Annotated in this window: 12 protein-coding genes; 11 read left to right on the top strand and 1 reads right to left on the bottom strand. The window is 35.5% G+C overall.

Features of this window, described 5'->3' with window-relative positions; genetic code table 11:
- The first annotated feature begins 71 nt into the window (after positions 1-71).
- Both ruvB and queG read left to right on the top strand, forming a co-directional pair.
- Complete coding sequence (ruvB, locus tag H611_RS0107530; protein ID WP_027137782.1) at positions 72-1,094, top strand: Holliday junction branch migration DNA helicase RuvB; 1,023 nt, start codon at positions 72-74, stop codon at positions 1,092-1,094.
- 32 nt (positions 1,095-1,126) lie between these two features.
- Entirely contained in the window at positions 1,127-2,047 is a 921-nt protein-coding gene (gene queG, locus H611_RS0107525; RefSeq protein ID WP_027137781.1) for a tRNA epoxyqueuosine(34) reductase QueG, read from the top strand.
- Positions 2,048-2,075: 28 nt separating this feature from the next.
- Here queG and H611_RS0107520 read toward each other — a convergent pair whose 3' ends face one another.
- The gene (locus H611_RS0107520) at positions 2,076-2,390 is read right to left on the bottom strand and encodes a MotA/TolQ/ExbB proton channel family protein (protein ID WP_027137780.1); all 315 of its coding nucleotides are present in this window, start codon (positions 2,388-2,390) and stop codon (positions 2,076-2,078) included.
- 151 nt (positions 2,391-2,541) lie between these two features.
- On the opposite strand from H611_RS0107520, the gene H611_RS0107515 reads away from it, so the two are divergent.
- The 9 genes from H611_RS0107515 (at position 2,542) to H611_RS0107475 (ending at position 18,378) form a co-directional block, all read left to right on the top strand.
- Positions 2,542-3,243, top strand: a complete 702-nt coding sequence (locus tag H611_RS0107515; protein ID WP_027137779.1) for a LytTR family DNA-binding domain-containing protein — start codon at positions 2,542-2,544, stop codon at positions 3,241-3,243.
- A gap of 143 nt (positions 3,244-3,386) precedes the next feature.
- Entirely contained in the window at positions 3,387-5,684 is a 2,298-nt protein-coding gene (locus tag H611_RS0107510; protein ID WP_027137778.1) for an NADP-dependent malic enzyme, read from the top strand.
- Between the two features lie 50 nt (positions 5,685-5,734).
- Positions 5,735-6,316 carry a Holliday junction branch migration protein RuvA gene (ruvA, locus tag H611_RS0107505; protein ID WP_027137777.1) on the top strand — a complete coding sequence of 194 codons (582 nt, stop codon included), beginning with the start codon at positions 5,735-5,737 and terminating at the stop codon, positions 6,314-6,316.
- Positions 6,317-6,322: 6 nt separating this feature from the next.
- The gene (gene sov, locus H611_RS0107500) at positions 6,323-13,645 is read left to right on the top strand and encodes a T9SS outer membrane translocon Sov/SprA (protein ID WP_394330427.1); all 7,323 of its coding nucleotides are present in this window, start codon (positions 6,323-6,325) and stop codon (positions 13,643-13,645) included.
- A gap of 66 nt (positions 13,646-13,711) precedes the next feature.
- Positions 13,712-14,092: a glycine cleavage system protein GcvH gene (gene gcvH, locus H611_RS0107495; RefSeq protein ID WP_027137775.1), complete on the top strand. Its 381-nt coding sequence runs from the start codon at positions 13,712-13,714 to the stop codon at positions 14,090-14,092.
- Between the two features lie 82 nt (positions 14,093-14,174).
- Positions 14,175-14,462 carry a VanZ family protein gene (locus H611_RS14125; protein WP_169515987.1) on the top strand — a complete coding sequence of 96 codons (288 nt, stop codon included), beginning with the start codon at positions 14,175-14,177 and terminating at the stop codon, positions 14,460-14,462.
- A 64-nt stretch (positions 14,463-14,526) separates the two neighbouring features.
- Complete coding sequence (locus tag H611_RS0107485) at positions 14,527-15,249, top strand: energy transducer TonB (RefSeq protein WP_027137774.1); 723 nt, start codon at positions 14,527-14,529, stop codon at positions 15,247-15,249.
- A 280-nt stretch (positions 15,250-15,529) separates the two neighbouring features.
- The gene (locus H611_RS0107480; RefSeq protein WP_051238759.1) at positions 15,530-16,165 is read left to right on the top strand and encodes an energy transducer TonB; all 636 of its coding nucleotides are present in this window, start codon (positions 15,530-15,532) and stop codon (positions 16,163-16,165) included.
- Positions 16,166-16,281: 116 nt separating this feature from the next.
- Positions 16,282-18,378, top strand: a complete 2,097-nt coding sequence (locus H611_RS0107475) for a hypothetical protein (protein WP_027137772.1) — start codon at positions 16,282-16,284, stop codon at positions 18,376-18,378.
- The last annotated feature ends 107 nt before the right edge of the window (positions 18,379-18,485 follow it).

The following is an 18,485-nucleotide window of genomic DNA, read 5'->3' as shown; positions in this document are numbered from 1 at the left end:
TTATATTTGCTTTTGTAATATGCCTTTATGGTATTATTATGATTATTCATTAAAAGGTGTTTTTAAGGCTTATGAACGAGAACCTAGATCCAACAAACGATAATTTTTCACCTGAAGAAATTGATGTAGAAAAGAAGTTAAGACCCTTAGCTTTTGATGATTTTACTGGTCAGGATCAGGTGTTGGAAAATCTTCAAATATTTGTTCAGGCAGCTAATTTACGTAGTGAAGCTTTAGATCATACTTTATTTCATGGGCCTCCAGGACTAGGAAAAACTACCTTGGCACATATCTTAGCCAACGAGCTTAATGTTGGAATAAAAGTTACCTCGGGACCTGTTTTAGATAAGCCAGGCGACTTGGCAGGATTGCTTACTAATCTCGACGAGCGTGATGTCTTATTTATAGATGAAATTCATCGTTTAAGTCCTATTGTAGAGGAGTATTTGTATTCGGCTATGGAGGACTATAAAATCGATATCATGATTGAATCTGGGCCTAATGCTCGAACGGTTCAGATTAATCTGAATCCGTTTACTTTAGTTGGTGCTACGACGCGATCGGGATTATTAACATCTCCTATGCGTGCCCGTTTTGGTATTCAAAGCCGACTACAGTATTACAATACTGAATTATTGTCAACTATTGTAGAACGTAGTGCCTCAATTCTCGATGTGCCCATTTCTATGGAAGCAGCTATAGAAATTGCCGGACGTAGTCGTGGAACCCCGCGGATTGCGAATGCTTTATTGCGTCGTGTTCGTGATTTTGCTCAAATTAAAGGTACTGGAATTATCGATATAGGTATTGCTAAGTTTGCGTTGAAAGCATTAAATGTAGATGCCCATGGATTAGATGAAATGGATAATAAGATCCTTACTACCATTATAGATAAGTTTAAAGGAGGACCTGTTGGAATTACCACACTTGCTACTGCCGTAAGTGAAAGTGCTGAAACTATAGAGGAGGTTTATGAGCCTTTTTTAATTCAACAGGGGTTTATCATGCGAACCCCGCGAGGTCGAGAGGTTACAGAGTTAGCCTATAAACATTTGGGAAGAATTAAAGGTTCCGTTCAAGGTGGTTTATTCTAGTCACGACAATATTTTTATATAGAGTTTCAACCATGAACTTAAAATCGCATTACACGCAACTTATCAAAACCGAAGCCAAACGCCTCGGTTTTTTGTCTTGTGGCATGAGTCAGGCAGGATTTTTAGAAGCTGAGGCTCCAAGATTGGAAAAGTGGTTAAAAAAGGGAATGCATGGTGAGATGCATTATATGGAAAACCATTTTGATAAGCGATTAGATCCCACAAAATTGGTAGAAGGTTCAAAAAGTGTTATTTCTCTTTTGTTAAATTATTACCCAAAAGAAACGCAGATAGAAGGCTCTTATAAACTTTCAAAATATGCCTTTGGCACCGATTATCATTTTGTAATTAAAGACAAGTTAAAGGCATTATTGCATTTTATTCAAGAAGAAATAGGGGAAGTAGAAGGTCGAGCTTTTGTCGATTCAGCTCCAGTCTTAGATAAGGCATGGGCAGCAAAAAGTGGATTAGGTTGGATTGGTAAGCATAGTAATTTGCTAACACGACAAGTGGGGTCTTTTTATTTTATTTCCGAACTTATTGTCGATTTGGAACTAGAATATGATCAAGCTACAACAGATCATTGTGGTACATGTACGGCTTGCATAGATGCCTGCCCAACACAAGCAATTACTGAGCCGCATGTTGTGGATGGCGGCAAGTGTATATCGTATTTTACCATCGAACTTAAAGACAATATTCCTTCAGAATTTAAAGGGAAATTTGATGATTGGATGTTTGGTTGTGATGTGTGTCAGGATGTGTGCCCATGGAATAGGTTTTCAAAGGCACATAGTGAACCTTTATTTAATCCTCATCCGGAGTTATTGTCTATGACGAAAAAGGATTGGGAAGAAATTACAGAGGAAACATTCAAAAAAGTATTTAAAAAATCGCCAGTAAAACGAACCAAATATTCAGGTTTGCAGCGAAATATTAATTTTTTAAAGTAATAAAAGAAGCCCTTGTCGGGCATTCTTTTTAGCTTAATTTATACTTATTTATAAGGCTTAAAATGATGGAAAGTATATAAATAAGCAATCCGTAAATGGTGGTAATAGAACTAACTTTTAATCCTCCCGCCATCATAGCTTGGCTTACTTGTCCCATTTGTTCAATACCTTTAAAAGCACTGTAAAGACCAATAATTTGTCCTAGAATACCAAACGAAAGGGTCATAATACCCATGTCTTTAGTCCAATTCGGATATTTCACAAAACAAATAATAACGGCTAGTAGTAAAAAGGTCAGGATGGTCATAAATAATGTACCTCCTTCATAAAATAAATTCAACATAATTTTTGTTTTAAGGTTTACTTTAAAAGTATCTAAAAATCATGATTTTGAATGATGTTATAAACCAGTCCAGAGCTGTAAAATCCCGTTCTAAAGTAAAACGTTATCAGATCCGGAAGCAAATAAAACAGAATTATTATAATTTTAGGATATGAAAAATCATCCTTTTTTTAAAACAGGGTATTGGTTAGTAGCCTCTGTTTTAATAGCTATGTTGCTAAAAAATTCTATTCCTAATTTTTGGAATGCCTGGTTGATTGCGTTGTTTTTCTTACCGGCAGCTTTAATTGTGAAATTTGGGATAGAAAAGGCCAATCTTTTTAAAGGTATAAAAAAATGGATTCGGTTTTTTTTTATCGCCATGTTGTCTTTGTATTGGGGGTATGTGGCAATAGCTGTTGCCTATTGGTATTTTTTGGAACTTAAAGGGGATTTGTTAGACAAGGTTTTAATTAGTCCGGTATTTATTTGGTTAATAATGGGGTTCTTCGTGTTGTTAGAGTATATTCTATTCAATAAGTCAAAACCGAAAGAGCAAGAAACTATTACTATTTATAGTGATAGAAAAAAAACAACAATTAATATCAGTAACTTGGCGTATATAGAAAGTAGAGCCGAATTTACTATAGCTGTGCTTATTGACGGAAGCGAATTTAAAAACAACGTCAGAATATCGGAGTGGGAGATACGTCTCGGCGATTTTATTCGTATTCATCGCTCATTTTTGGTTAGTCCTATGCATTCTACTTTAAACGGGAATGAAGTTATTGTTAATGCAAATTGGAACTTGCCCATTTCACGAACTTATAAGCAAAAGGTTCTAAGTTATTTTAAAAATTCTATTCAATTATAGAGCCCATAAATTAAACCGAGCTTACAATCGGCATTAATATCATACGATTTTTTGCTAAAAAAGTACCATTAAAAACTTACGTGATTAAGGGTGTAGCTAACATATGATTACTATATTTGTCTTAGTACATAATTCATTAATTTATGAGCGAAGAAAGTAAACGCAGAGAGGCCCTAATATATCACGCCAAACCAACTCCAGGAAAAATAAAAGTAGTACCAACCAAGAAATATGCCACGCAAAGAGATTTGTCTTTGGCTTATTCTCCAGGAGTAGCAGAACCTTGTCTAGAAATTGAAAAAGATAAAAATAATGCTTATAAATATACGGCCAAAGGTAATTTAGTGGCTGTAATTTCTAATGGTACAGCTGTTTTAGGATTGGGTAATATTGGTCCTGAAGCATCAAAGCCGGTTATGGAAGGTAAAGGTTTGTTGTTTAAAATATTTGCTGATATCGATGTATTCGATATTGAAGTAGATACGGAGGACGTTGATGCGTTTATCGAAACTGTAAAGAATATTGCCCCTACATTTGGTGGTATTAATTTAGAAGATATTAAAGCACCAGGAGCTTTTGAGATTGAACGACGTTTAAAGGAAGAATTGGATATTCCTGTGATGCATGACGACCAACATGGTACGGCGATTATATCAGCAGCGGCATTAATTAATGCTTTAGAGCTTATAGAAAAGAAAATTGAAGAGGTTAAAATTGTGATTAGTGGCGCTGGGGCTGCAGCGATTTCATGTTCTAGACTATATCAAGCCTTTGGTGCGAGACGTGAGAATATGGTAATGCTGGATAGTAAAGGCGTTATCAGGGATGATAGAGAAAATTTATCTTCTGAAAAAGCTGAATTTGCAACACACAGAAAGATTGATACTTTGGAAGAAGCAATGGTAGATTCTGATGTGTTTATTGGTTTATCTATGGCTAATGTATTAGCACCAGAGATGTTGTTAACCATGGCTGATAACCCAATTGTTTTTGCAATGGCAAATCCAGATCCAGAGATTAAATACGATTTAGCAATAAAAACCCGAAAGGATGTTATAATGGCTACAGGGCGTAGTGATCACCCTAATCAAGTGAACAACGTGCTTGGTTTCCCATTTATCTTTAGAGGCGCTCTAGATGTGCGTGCCACAAAAATTAATGAAGCTATGAAAATGGCCGCCGTTAAAGCTTTAGCTCGACTTGCTAAAGAACCGGTGCCTGAGCAGGTAAATATAGCTTATGGAGAAACAAAACTTACCTTCGGTAGGGAGTATATTATACCAAAGCCTTTTGATCCACGTTTAATTGCTGAAGTACCACCAGCAGTGGCGAAAGCGGCTATGGAAAGTGGTGTTGCTAAATCTCCGATTACAGATTGGGAAGCCTATAAAGAAACGTTAAGGGAACGCCTAGGTTCCGATAATAAGTTAGTGCGATTACTAATGAATAGAGCGAAACTGGCTCCTAAACGCGTAGTATTTGCAGAGGCCGATCAGTTAGATGTATTAAAAGCAGCTCAGATAGTTTTTGAAGAGGGTGTTGCTATTCCTATTTTATTAGGTAGAGCGGAAACCATCAAGGAATTAATGTCTGAAATAGAGTTTGATGCAGATGTTTTAATAATCGATCCTAAAACCGAAGAGGAAAACGAAAACAAAAATAGATATGCCAAAGTATATTGGGAACAACGTAAACGCCGTGGTGTTACCTATTATGCAGCGCAGCGTTTAATGCGCGAGCGTAATTATTATGCGGCCATGATGGTAAATGAAGGAGATGCCGATGCCGTTATTACGGGGTATTCTCGCAACTATCCATCTGTTGTAAAGCCTATGTTAGAGCTAGTTGGGATGGCGAAAGGAGCACAACGTATTGCCACCACTAACGTAATGATGACGAAGCGAGGTCCACTTTTCTTAAGTGATACTTCAATAAATATTGAACCGGGAACAAAAGAGTTAGTTAAGATAGCTCAAATGACATCTCAAGTAGTGAAAATGTTTGGTATGACACCAGTTATAGCTATGACGTCGTATTCAAACTTTGGTTCATCCGATCATATTAAGGCAACCAAAGTACGCGATGCGGTTAGTTATTTACATCGTTATAATCCAGATTTAGTTGTTGATGGTGAATTACAAACTGATTTTGCATTGAATCCGGATATGTTAAAAGAGACCTTTCCTTTTTCAAAATTAGTTGGTAAAAAAGTAAATACTTTAATTTTTCCAAGTTTAGAATCCGCAAACATTACTTATAAGCTTTTAAAAGAGCTAAATGAAGCAGATTCAATTGGGCCAATCATGATGGGGTTACGTAAACCAGTACATATATTACAGTTGGGAGCAAGTGTCGACGAGATAGTTAATATGACAGCAATTGCGGTTATCGATGCGCAGCAAAAGGAAAAGCAGGAATTAGAAAGGAAAAATGCTAAGTAATCTTATTGAAAATAAATTTATTACATTTGATTATTAACCAATTGCTATAAATGATAACACATATACAAGGCAAACTTGTTGAAAAAAATCCAACCGATGTGGTTATTGAATGTAATGGGGTGGGATATTTAATAAATATTTCATTACATACATATTCTCAAATTCCAGATTTAGAACACTTAAAATTATATACCCACCTACAGGTAAAAGAAGATTCACATACGCTCTATGGCTTTTCATCAGCTATGGAGCGTGAAGTGTTTAGATTACTCATATCTGTTAGTGGTATTGGGTCGAGTATCGCACGAACGATGTTGTCGTCTTTAACTCCCAAACAAGTCGTAGAAGGTATTGCAGGGAACGATGTTGCTTTAATTCAATCTATTAAAGGTATAGGAGCAAAAACGGCGCAGCGGGTTATTATCGATTTAAAAGATAAAGTCTTAAAAATTTACGATGTCGATGAAGTTTCTGTTTCCAAAGACAATACCAATAAAGATGAAGCGTTATCTGCTTTAGAGGTTCTCGGATTTGCGCGGAAAGCTGCAGAACGAGTCGTTGAAAAAATTATGGCTTCTCAACCAGAGGCATCTATAGAAACGATAATAAAAGAAGCTTTAAAAAATTTATAATAGATTTTGATTCTAACCAACTTCAATTTATTAAAATCGAATACAGTTTATTTTAATAGGCACAGTCGAATTGTATGTTTTCTTTTCGCTTTATCAAGTGTGTTTTTCGGTTTTACCCAAGAATCTGTTGAACAGGATACAGTAAAAACAGGATATAGTCTAGGGAATATTAAAACACCTCCACCTAGTAGTATTGAGTCTAAATATACTTATGATGCGCTTACAGACAGGTATATCTACACCGAGAAGATTGGAAACTTTAATATAAACTATCCTGTTATTTTAACTCCTAAGGAGTATTATGCCTTGGTAGCCAAAGAAAATTTAAAAGCCTATTATAAAGAAAAGATTGATGCTTTCGATGGGAAAAAGGATGGTGCCGATGATGCTCAGAAAAATTTATTACCCGAATTCTATGTGAATTCCAGTCTTTTTGAAAATATTTTTGGCGGAAATACTATAGAAGTAATTCCTCAAGGGTCTGTTGAAATGGATATGGGTATATTGTTTTCAAAGCAAGATAATCCTTCGTTTTCACCAAGAAACCGTAGTAATTTTACTTTCGATTTCGATCAACGTATTAGTTTGAGTTTACTAGGTAAGGTTGGAACGAGATTGCAGGTTAATGCCAATTATGATACGCAATCAACTTTTGATTTCCAGAATCTAATCAAATTGGAATACACGCCAACAGAAGACGATATTATCCAGAAAATTGAGGTTGGTAATGTAAATATGCCTTTAAACAGTTCTTTAATTACTGGTGCTCAAAGTTTATTTGGGGTGAAGGCACAATTGCAATTTGGTAAAACAACAGTAACAGGTGTCTTTTCCGAACAAAAATCGGAGGCCAATCGTGTTATTGCCCAAGGCGGTGGCACTCTTGATGAATTTGAATTGTTTATTCGTGATTATGATGAGAATCGCCACTTCTTTTTGGCCCAATATTTTAGAGATACCTATGATGCCGCATTAGCCAATTATCCGTTTATAAACAATAAAGGACTTCAAATTACCAGACTAGAGGTTTGGGTTACCAATAGAAGTAATCGTACTGAGAATGTAAGGAATATTGTAGCTTTTCAGGATTTAGGGGAATCTGATTTGATAGGGTTACAATCACCACCGGCAGATTTCTTTAATGTGGGGCCAGGAGCCGTGCCAAGTAACCAAAATAATAATTTTGACCCGACAAACATAGGTGGAGCAGATTCAGAATTAAACGATGCGATTCGAGATGTTGCAACCGTGCAATCTGGAATTTTGGTCCCAGGCGTGAATGAAGGTTTCGATTATGCAAAACTAGAAAATGCGAGAAAACTTATTCAGGGACAGGAATTTGTTCTTAATAGTCAGCTGGGATATATCTCATTAAATCAGCGATTAAATAATGATGAGGTTTTAGCGGTGGCCTTTCAGTATACTTTAGGCGGTAAAGTTTATCAAGTTGGTGAATTTGCAAACGATGGTGTTAATGCGACCGATGTTACAACAAATACGGGAGGACAGGTTACTTCAGTGGTAAATAGTAATCTGGTTTTAAAATTATTAAAGAGTAGTGTGACCAGTGTTAGTTTGCCTGTTTGGAAGTTAATGATGAAAAACATCTACGACACCGGTGCTTACAATTTAAGTCGTGATGATTTTAAATTCAATATTTTTTACAATGAGGCTTCTCCGTTAAATTATATTACGCCAGTAGGAGCTAATTTTGAACTCGATGTAAACGGAAACCCTGTGACAGGATCAACAGAAGAAAAAGATTTAATTCAGAATGTGCCGCTACTTCGTGTTTTTAATTTAGACAAGCTTAATTTTAATAATGACCCCCAAGCGCGAGGTGATGGTTTCTTCGATTTTGTGCCTGGGTTGACTGTTATTCCTCAGAATGGTAAAATTGTTTTTACAAGTGCAGAACCATTTGGAGAATACTTATTTAAGAAATTAGGAGCCGGTGGGGATTATGGCGATGATACGACTTATAATGATGATCAAAGGAAGTATGTTTACGATGTGCTATATAATAGTACAAAAGCAGCGGCTTTAGAAGTACCTGAAAAAAATAAATTCAAATTAAAAGGGCGTTATAAATCTACAGGAAACGATGGTATTCCAATAGGTTCTTTTAATGTTCCCAGAGGTTCTGTTAAAGTAACTGCTGGGGGGCGTGTTTTAGTTGAAGGTATTGATTATACGGTGAACTATCAGTTAGGGCGAGTTCAAATTTTAGATGAAGCTCTAAAAGCATCAAATACGCCTATCGAAGTATCAACGGAGAACAATGCGGTATTCGGGCAACAAACGAAACGATTTACCGGTATAAATATTGAACATAAGTTCAATGACAATTTTGTGTTGGGTGGAACCCTTTTAAATTTGAATGAGCGTCCAATTACTCAAAAGGCAAATTATGGTACCGAGCCTATTAATAATACTATTTTTGGGTTTAACGGTAATTATGCTACCAAAGTACCATTCTTAACAAGGCTTGTAAATAAGCTTCCTAATATAGATACAGATGTAGAATCTAATGTATCGCTACGTGGTGAGTTTGCCTATCTGTTGCCAGGTGCACCAAAAGGAACGAGTTTAAATGGCGAATCCACTTCCTATATTGATGACTTCGAAGGAACACAAAACGGTATCGATTTAAAGTCCCAATTATCTTGGTATTTGTCGAGTAGACCATTGGAATTAAATATAGCCAGTAACCCAGATGAAGATGATAATGGTATTCAAAATGGTTACCAAAGAGCTATGTTAAACTGGTATAACATTGACCCTATTTTTTACAGTGGCCAAAAGCCAAGCGATGTGTCAGATGATGATATTTCAGGTTTGTATACAAGTCGGGTATTTATAAAAGAATTATTCCCGGATAGAGATTTGGTTCAAGGACAGAACTCGGTTTTAAATACTTTAGATTTAGCATATTACCCAGATGAAAGAGGTCCGTATAACTTTGACCCTGTCGCTGCGAATGGTGTTATTGATAATCCTATGGATTCCTGGGCAGGTATTACTAGACAACTAACAGCAACAGATTTTGAGCAACAGAATGTTGAATATATCGAGTTTTGGTTACAGGATCCGTTTCAGGAAAACCCGAATAACCCTGGAGGAAAGCTAGTGTTTAACTTGGGTAATATTTCCGAGGATATTATAAAAGATGGCCGTAAACTTTATGAAAATGGTTTGCCAAAAGATGGTAATATAAGTTTACTGCCAAAAACAGATTATGGTACTGTTGTACCACAGAATCAATCATTAATTTATGCATTCGATACTTTAGGAGAAGAGCGTGTCAATCAGGATGTTGGTTATGATGGATATAATGATGCTGCCGAAAGAGATTATGTTACTCAAAATAACTTAGATCCAAATTATGCTTCGTTAGAGGATCCATCAAACGATAACTATCTTTACTTCTTAAATGCGAGCGGTGATATATTTGAGCGCTATAAACGCTATAATGGGGTAGAGGGTAATACGCCAGACACCTTTTCAAATACCGATCGTGGTGCAAATACTCAACCCGATGTAGAAGATATTAATCGTGATAATACCATGAACACGATTGATAGTTATTTTGAATACACGCTTGAGGTTAACAGACAAAATTTACCGGAATCGAAGGCCGATTTTGAAAATTTACCTAACAGTAATCCTTTAAAAGAATTTTTAGTTGATTATAAGCAACGACCACGTTCTTTACCAAATGGAGATAGCAAAGATGTGCGTTGGTATCAGTTTAGAATCCCTATTAATGTGCCTTTAGATAGATTTGACGACCCTACGGTGCCTGCTTATAAGCGTTATGGAGGTATTACCGATTTTAGATCTATTCGTTTTAGTAGGGTGTATTTAAAGGGCTTTATGGAACCTACCGTATTTCGTTTTGGTACTTTTGAGTTGGTACGTAGCGAATGGCGTCGTTATACGCAATCTTTAAAAAATGATCCGACTTCACCCGAAAGTACTCAAACCGAATTTTCTGTTGGGGTAGTTGGAACGCTTGAGAATGAAGGACGTTATCAAAGTCCTCCAGGCATTAATCCGGAGCAGTTATTTAATAATAATACTGTAGTTAGACAAAATGAACAATCTCTGGTCTTGAATGTATGTGATTTAGAATCTCAAGATTCGCGTGGTGTTTATAAAAATATCAATTTAGATATGCGCCAGTTTAAACGTATGCGTATGTTTATGCACCTAGAAGAGGATGGTGCAGGTATACCAAACTCAAGTACGGTAGTTGGGTTTATCCGCATGGGTAACGACCTTACGGAAAACTACTATCAAATTGAAATTCCTTTAAAAGTATCAGAATCATCGACTCGTGAAGGCCTTTGGCCTGTTGAAAATGAAATTAACCTCCCAATTGATGTTTTAGGACAAATTAAGGCTTTAGGCATCGATAATATGACCTTGACTAACCAACTGCCTACGTTTTACAATGTCATCGATGGCCAGTTAGATACAAATCCGGTGGATGAATTTGCACCACATAGTCCAACACAACATCGTGTAGCTATTAAAGGAAATCCTAACTATGGTGACATCAGAACCTTAATGGTAGGGGTAAAAAATGCGGTTCCAGGAAGTCCGCCAATGCAGTCGCTTGTCTGTGCACAAGCTTGGTTTAATGAACTTCGCTTGTCGGAAATGGATAATGAAGGTGGATGGGCAGCCATAGTAAGTTTAGATTCTAACATAGCAGATTTCATGAATATTAGCGCCACCGGAAGACAGAGTACATCTGGTTTTGGAGCTATCGAGCAAGGACCTAGTCAACGTAGCTTAGAGGATGTTAAGCAATATGATGTGGTTACCAATGTGAATGTTGGGCAGTTGTTGCCAAAAGATTGGGGAATTCAGTTGCCGTTCAACTACGGGATAAGCGAAGAGTTAATTACGCCTAAATATGACCAGTATTATAACGATTTAACTTTAGATTCCCGATTGGATGCCGCCGATAATAATGCGGATCGTGAACGTATTAAGCAACAATCTGAAGATTATACCAAACGTCAAAGCATCAATTTTATTGGAGTTAGGAAAGTTAGAAACTCAGAAGCCAAACCTCATTTTTATGATGTTGAAAATTTAACCTTAAATTATTCATACAATAAAGTTGAACATCGCGATTTTGAAATTGAAAATTCGGTAGATAAACGAGTACGCGCGGGTGCGAATTACGCTTATAATTTTGAACCATTTAGGGTTGAACCATTTAAAAAGAACGATTCCTTATTTACAAATAAATATTGGAAGATTTTAAAAGATTTTAATCTGAATTTAATGCCTGCCAGTTTTACGGTGAATACCGATATAAACAGGCAGTTTAATAGTCAGAAATTTAGAGAAGTAGAACTTGGAGGCGGTAATATTGGTATTGAAGAATTATTTCGAAGAAATTATACCTTCGATTTTCAGTATACTATTAATTACAATCTAACCGATGCTTTAAGTTTTAACTTTACAGCGGCCAACAATAATATTGTTCGAAATTACTTTAAAGATAATATTATTAATGGCGAACAGGATGAGACTTTGGGTGTTTGGGATGGCTTTTTCGATTTCGGTGATCCAAACAGACAATCTCAAAATTTAGGAATTACTTATGAGCTTCCGATTAATAAGATTCCAACATTCGACTTTTTAAGTGCAACCTATCAGTATAGTGGAAATTTCCAATGGCAAAAGGGATCAGATCTTTACGGTGCTTTAGAATTAAATGGAAATACTTACGATTTAGGAAATACGGTTCAGAATGCCAATACACATAATCTTAATTCATCTTTCGATATGAATAGATTTTATAGGTATATCGGCTTAGTTAAAAAACCTATTAGAAGAACACGTTCACGATCAGGGGCAGGAACACCTCCAGACACTAATGCCAATAACAACAACAAACCAAAAACGAAAAAACAGTCGGCTACCAAATGGATGAATGCCGGGATTGATGTTTTAACAGCTATAAAACGCGTTCAGGTTAATTATTCTGAAAATAACGGAACCTTTTTACCTGGTTATTTACAAACCCCTGGATTTATAGGCACACTCAAACCGACCGTGGGGTTCACTTTCGGTAGTCAGCGTGATGTGAGGTTTGAAGCGGCGCGACGCGGGTGGCTAACGGTATTCCCGGAATTTAATCAGCAATATACGGAAACCCATACCAAGCAATTGGATATCTCTGCTAATTTAGAGCCTGTACAAGATTTAAAAATCGATGTAATTGGAAGTCGGGCACATTATGAAAACTATTCAGAAAATTATATTGTAAATAATATAGGAGGGGAATATGAATATCAGTCGTTAACACCAAATACATTTGGTAATTTTAATATATCAACACTCTTAATTAAAACCGCCTTTAGTAAGAGTGATGAAGTGCAGTCGGGTGCTTTTAATGATTTTAGATCGAACCGATTAACCGTTGCACGCCGATTGGCAGCAGAGCGCGGTGCAGATGTGAATGATTTAGATGATGAAGGCTATCCTAAAGGCTTTGGTAAAAACAGTCAGGCGGTATTGTTACCATCCTTTTTAGCGGCATATACAGGGCAAGATGCTAATAAAGTTAAATTAGGAGCTTTCCGAAATACACCAATTCCAAACTGGGATTTAAAATATACGGGTTTCATGAAAATGGCCTGGTTTAAAAAGCGATTTAAACGTTTTTCACTTACTCATGGGTATCGTTCTATGTATACTATAAATCAATTCCAGGCAAACTTAGATTATGTGGCTGCAGATTATTCTGTGCCCTACGATAATCAACCAAACGAAGTAAAAGACCAGTCTGGGAATTATAAAAACGAAACCTTATACAGTAATATCAACTTAACCGAGATGTTTAGTCCTTTAGTGCGCCTTGATTTCGAGATGCAGAATTCTGTAAAGATATTAGCAGAAGTAAAAAAGGACCGTTTGATGTCTTTAAGTTTCGATAATAATTTAATGACAGAGGTTTTAGGAAATGAATATGTAGTAGGTTTAGGGTATCGCATTAAGGATTTACGAATACGTTCAAAACTAGCGGGGCCATCGAAACGTGTGGTAAGTGATTTAAATATGAAAGCCGATGTGTCGGTTCGTGAGAATAAAACAATTATTAGATATTTAGATTTGGATAATAATCAGGTAACCTCTGGACAAACTATCTGGGGCTTGAAATATTCAGCCGATTATGCGTTTAGTAAGAATCTTACGGCTATATTTTACTTCGATTATTCCTTCTCAGATTATGCCATTTCAACAGCCTTTCCGCAAACTACCGTACGGTCTGGTTTTACATTGAGGTATAATTTTGGTAATTAACAATTTATTCTGTTTGAAATTATAATTTGAATAAATACATTTGCGAAAATAAACTTAAAAAGTATTATGAATATACCATCAGAATTAAAGTATACCAAAGACCACGAGTGGATTAGTATAGAAGGCGATGTTGCAACTATTGGAATCACAGACTTTGCACAAAGTGAACTTGGAGACATTGTGTACGTTGAAGTAGAAACAGTAGATGAAACTTTAGATGCTGAAGAGATTTTTGGAACTGTAGAAGCTGTAAAAACAGTATCAGATTTATTTTTGCCTTTATCGGGAGAAATTATCGAGTTCAATGAAGTGTTGGAAGACGAACCAGAAAAGGTAAATAGCGATCCTTATGGTGATGGTTGGATGATTAAGGTAAAATGTTCAGATTTATCTGAAGTTGAAAATTTATTATCTGCAGACGATTACAAAAGTCTAGTAGGTGCTTAAGAAGCAAATATTTTTAATAAGCATAATTTACACACTAGTTCTTGCTGGTGTGTGTTTAATAAATCTTAATAAACTCCCCGACGTGGGAGTTTCTTTTGCAGATAAGATATTTCATATAGGATCTTATTTAACATTATGCATATTATGGTTTTATAGCTTTTTGTATAAATTTAAGTTTGAGAAGAATTCAGCTTTAATTTACGCCAGTGTTTTTGCATTCTTTTTTGGTATAATTATTGAGGTATTACAAGGAGTGCTTACAGAATCGAGAGCATCAGATTTTTACGATGTTGTAGCCAATTCGTTGGGTATATTAGTCGGTGTAATATTTATATTAATCATTCAAAGAAGAAGCATTAAAAAATTATAAACGTTTGCTTTTTTAGTAAATAAATAGTTATTTTAGCAATTCTTGAAAAACACAAAAATTAATTATGGAACTTAAGAAAAATCCTAAGGCAAATGTTGGGCGTAATAGTTCACTATACTTCGCTGTTGGTTTAGCATTGATGTTATTTTTAACTAATTTTGCTATTAATTATAAAACATACGACAAGTCGGAAATTGATATAGGGCAATTGAACATGGAAGAAGAGTTGGAAGAAGAAATTCCAATTACTGAACAGTTACAAACGCCACCGCCGCCGCCGCCGCCGCCGCCAGCAGCTCCTGAGGTTATCGAGATTGTTGAAGATGAGGTTGAGGTTGAAGAAACTGTAATTGAGTCTACAGAAGTTGATCAGGAAACTGAAATTGTCGAAGTAGAAGAAGTAGAAGTTTCAGAAGTAGAGGAAGATATCGAAGTGCCTTTTGCAGTAATTGAAAATGTGCCTGTTTTCCCTGGTTGTGAAAAAGGAGATAACAATGCTAAAAAAGCATGTATGTCTCAAAAAATTTCTCAGTTTGTTGGTAAAAAATTCAACACAGAATTAGCGAGTGATTTAGGATTAACTGGTAGGCAACGTATCAATGTAATTTTTAAAATTGACAAAACAGGTAATATTACTGGAATCCGTGCTAGAGCACCGCATCCAGGTTTAGAGAAAGAAGCAGCTAGAGTTATTGGGTTACTTCCTAAAATGAAACCAGGGATGCAACGTGGTAAGCCAGTAACCGTACCATATTCTTTACCAATTGTTTTTCAAGTTCAAGATTAATAAAATACACATATCTTAAATAGGATAGATTAAAAATAAAATCCCGTTACAATTTGTAACGGGATTTCTTTTTGGTATGCTTATTGTGATTTTATCATAATATTAATCAATACATTATAAATATTATAAGTATTCCAAAAGAAACTCACGAAGTCATTCGGCAAAATGACTTTAGCGTGAAAAAATCTCAAAAGCATATTGCAAATTTACGAAAAACACCATGCTGTATTTTCAAGTCGGCCTTATTTTATGTTTGCTCGCAGCTTATAGCTTACTTGAAATGAAACTTGAAACTACTATTCCCAATATAGGTGATGTCTTGCCACCAACAGATATTGCTATGGTAGATGTATCTGTTTTTAAGCCTCAAGTGCAGGTAATTAAAAAGGAAGAGCCAAAACCAACTCCTAAAAAAGAGACACAGGTATTAGAACAAGTGCCAGATGATACTCCTGATATTTTTATTGATGACACCTCAGAATATCTGGTTTCTAATAGCGATGATGTAGTTGTTCCAGATAATGTAAATGTAATTGATGTGCCCGAGGATGAAGAACCGGTTCCTTTCGATGTTATCGAGGAGGTTCCGATTTTCCCAGGTTGTGAAGCCGAGGTATCCAACGAAGCAAAACGTAAATGCATGTCTAATAAAATATCAAAGCATATTCGGAGACATTTTAATGTGACATTAGCAGACAGGCTAGGGCTTCATGTTAAGCAAGTAATCCGTACGCAATTTAAGATTGATAAGATGGGTAGAGTGGCCGAAATAAAAGTACGGGGTCCACAGCGTGAACTCGAAGTAGAAGCAGAAAGAGTTATAAATAAATTACCTGTTGTGACTCCAGGAAGACAGCGCGATAAAAATGTTGGAGTTATCTATAGTTTGCCTATAACTTTTTATGTTCAAAATTAAACCTAAGTAAACTATATTAAAACCGTTATTGCATTTGTAATAGCGGTTTTTTTTCGAGGTGGCATTATTAAAAATATACTATCTTTCGGATAAATTTCAATAAGATGCCCATATTCATGAAGAGACTTACTGTTTTATTTCTTCTTTTTCTTCAATATAATCTAACGGCTCAAAACACTTCGTATTATGAAAAACCTCCAGTGTTTTCTGTTTGTGATACTATAGTTATGGAGAAATTAGAGGCGTGTTTTGATAGCCAGGTGTTTAAGCTTATTCAGGATAATTTTAAGCTGCCTCAAACAGTAATCAATGATGATTATAAAGGTGAGGTTGTTGTGTTATTTGAAGTTGATACAATGGGTATATTCAAAATAGTATACTTAGATGCTATTTACGAATCCTTAAAAGCAGAAATGAAACGCGTATTTTCCTTGTTTCCGAAAGTGAAGCCGGCTACTTATAATGGGAGGCCTACTTTTAAACAATACTCTATAGCTATAAAAATACCATTGGAAAATCAGTTTAAAAGTGAACTGAAATCTAAAACTAGAGAAATTACTAAATTAGAGCAACAAGCTAAACAGGAATACGATGAAGTAAATAAATCTATTTCATCTTATAAGCCACAGGCATATTCGAGTCAATTAAATATCCCATTTACACATGGTGATTATTCCAAATTTGGCAGGCAAATGAATATGGTTGGAACCAATAGCCATACGGCGTCGAAACCTTATGTGTATCAAGAAGTTTCTGGATACTACGATTTTCAAGCTGAGAAGGATAAATTAAAGCAAACAAGACAAACTTGGTTCGGAAGAAAATTATGGAATGAACATTTGGTGCAATTACAGAGTCATGAGTTTTGGTTTACCTTAGACCCGATTTTTGATTTACAAGTTGGTAAGGATACCGATGCAGATTTTAATTCTACATATAATAATACAAGAGGTATACTTGTACAAGGAGGATTGGGAAAGAAATTCAATTTTTACACCTCTGTATTTGAAAGTCAAGGGCGTTTTGCTCGCTATGTAAATGCTTATGCAGAAAGTTTAAAGGCGTTTGGTCCAGATCCTGCGATTATTCCGGGGCGTGGTATTGCTAAACGATTTAAAAGTAATTCGTATGATTATCCTGTAGCCGAAGCTTATTTGTCTTATACGCCAGCAAAATTTATTAATATCCAGTTTGGGCATTCTAAAAATTTTATTGGTGATGGATATCGTTCATTATTATTAAGTGACGTAGCCAGTCCGCATCCGTTTTTAAAGTTAAATACCAAATTCTGGAAAATTAAATACACCAATACCTGGTTGTGGTTGCGAGATGTAAGACCTGAAGTAACTGAAGATGGTGCTTTTCTTACAAAATACATGGCGAATCATTATTTAAGTTGGAATGTATCTAAACGATTAAATTTAGGTTTCTTTGAATCTGTAGTTTGGACTAATTCTAATAATCGTGGATTTGATGTGAATTATTTAAATCCGGTAATTTTTTACCGAGCCATTGAATTCGAAACGGGTCAGGATGCTGGAAATGCTATTTTAGGTGCCACTGGAAAATATAAATGGAATGATAATATTAATATATATGGACAATTTATATTGGATGAATTTGCGTTAAGTGACATTAAAGGAGGGGAGAAAAGCTGGCGTAATAAATTTGGTTACCAAATTGGAGCCAAATACTATGATGCTTTTAATGTTGATAATTTAATGCTTCAATTTGAATATAACCGCGTGCGGCCTTATACCTATTCGCATAATACTATTTCAACTAATTACGGACATAATAATCAATCTATGGCGCATTTGTGGGGAGCTAATTTTAGTGAAGCTATTTTGATTGGGCGTTATCATTTAAATAGATGGTTTGCGAATACAAAATTAATTTATGGCGTTCGTGGACTTGATTTTAATACCGATATAGATAGTTATAGTTATGGTGGCGATATTTATAGAAATTATAATGATCGACCGTTTGATAAAGGCGTAAAGATAGGTCAAGGAATCCGGACAAATACATTTAATGGTAATTTACAGATTGGCTATCTAGTAAACCCGGAATCTAATTTGAAGTTGTTTACTGAAGTCACTTTCAGGAACTTTAATCCTGATGCCACCACAGAAACTACTTTTAAAAATGATACCGTTTGGTTTAGTTTCGGATTGCGTACAGATTTATTCAATTGGTATTTCGATTTTTAATTTTGGCGTGTAAAATTAGAGCAGAATATATTTGCTTTTAAGTGGTTAATTAAAATTTAACAATAAAAAGCATTGCTCAGATTGCTTTTATAAAGTACATTTGCACT

Origin of the sequence: Gaetbulibacter saemankumensis DSM 17032 (assembly GCF_000425645.1) — a bacterium.
Classification (GTDB): domain Bacteria; phylum Bacteroidota; class Bacteroidia; order Flavobacteriales; family Flavobacteriaceae; genus Gaetbulibacter; species Gaetbulibacter saemankumensis.
Note: the sequence above shows the minus strand (reverse complement) of the source record. Positions and strands in the feature narration are given on the sequence as shown.